Here is a 1436-nt window from a genome sequence, read left to right as displayed (position 1 = left end):
CTCCATCAGCGCGTTGATGCTCCTATAGATCGTCAAGTCGATCAGGCCGCGATTTCGAGCTCTCCATTAACGGGCTTGGCGATGGCGTCCGGGGCCGGCAGCAGGCGGAAGAGCTCGCGAGCGAGGTACCGCTTCAGGCACCGGATGATCTCCCGCTTCGACATGCCCTCGGCGGTGCGACGGGCCACGTAGTCGATCGTCGGCTGATGCCAGCGCATGCGCACGATGACCACGCGATACAGCGCGGCGTTGGCCTGCCGGTTCCCGCCGCGGTACAGACGGTGCCGGCTGTTGGTCTTGCCGGATCCAGCCGGGATCGGGCACGCGCCACACATCTTGGCAAACGCTGCCTCGGACTTGATCCGGTTGGCGTTGTCGCCGGCGGTGATCAGCATCTGTGCCGCAGTGTCGTAGCCGACGCCGACGGCCTCGACGAGCTGGGGCGCAGCGGCCGCAGTGAGTGCCTTCATTGATGCGGCGTGAGCCTTGGCCTCCTCGTGCAGCGCCAGCCAACGCTTCGCCATCGAGGACAGCACGTGTCGCATCGCCACATCCGGGTCGCCCGGCACAACAACGGCAGGTGCGCCACGGCGCACGGGCGGCAGTGGAGTCGGACCCTCTAGCGCCGCGCACGCGAGGATCAGCTTGTGGTCGGTGAGCGTCTCCAGCTCCGCCCGCAACGCCTCGCTCCCGGTCGCGAGGGTCGCCTTGAGCGTGATCATCGCGGTTGTCCGCGCTTGAACGGCACCGTCGTAGGCGATCTTGACCAGCCTGATCGTTTCGACCGCGCCGTCGGCGGTCTTGGGTGTCGACAGCCCGTGCCCAGCCAGGAGCTGGCGTGCAGCGTGCTCGGCATCGATGGTGTCGTTCTTCCCTGCGAGTCGACGTTCCGCGGCCCGTGCTGGGCGGGCGATCTCGTGGACGTCGTGACCGTGGTTGCGCAGGTAGCGCGCCAAGCCGACCCCGTAGGAGCCGGTGCCCTCGACGCCGAACCCGATCAGCCGACCGGCCGACCCGACGAAGGCCAGACAGAAGGCGAGGAGCTCCTCAAACCCGGCGATGGTGGTGGGCACGACGATGTCGCCGAGCCGGCCGCCAAAGCCGTCGATCGCGACCGCTACGTGGTTGTCCTTGTGGGTGTCGACGCCGACGATGACATCGTCACGCCGAAGCTGCATGCTGGGCATCGGGCTGTGGATCCTCTCTCGCACTTTCCGGGCGGGCTGTCCATGGCTCAGCTGGCCGGAGTGGGCGGACAGGACTGCGATGAGGCCCTGGTCGAGTCAGGCTCCTATCAGGTCACTGCCCACCCGGCCAGCAGCCTGGTGAACGCCACCACCCGGGGCCGACACGTCAACGCGAGGGCACCCGCAGGGCCGGTCATAAGCAAGGGTCAGACCCCAGGTGGTGGCGCAGTCACGATGCTCGCAGTCGTA

General features: G+C 67.6%; 1 protein-coding gene. It reads right to left on the bottom strand.

Going from position 1 to position 1436, the window contains the following annotated elements; translation table 11 throughout:
* Positions 1–41: 41 nt before the first annotated feature.
* On the bottom strand, positions 42–1187 hold the full coding sequence (locus ABC138_RS17475; protein ID WP_068326595.1) for an IS110 family transposase: 1146 nt from the start codon (positions 1185–1187) through the stop codon (positions 42–44).
* Positions 1188–1436: the final 249 nt, after the last annotated feature.

The sequence above is a fragment of the Janibacter sp. LM genome, assembly GCF_039631275.1.
Taxonomy (GTDB): Bacteria; Actinomycetota; Actinomycetes; order Actinomycetales; family Dermatophilaceae; genus Janibacter; species Janibacter terrae.
Note: the sequence above shows the minus strand (reverse complement) of the source record. Positions and strands in the feature narration are given on the sequence as shown.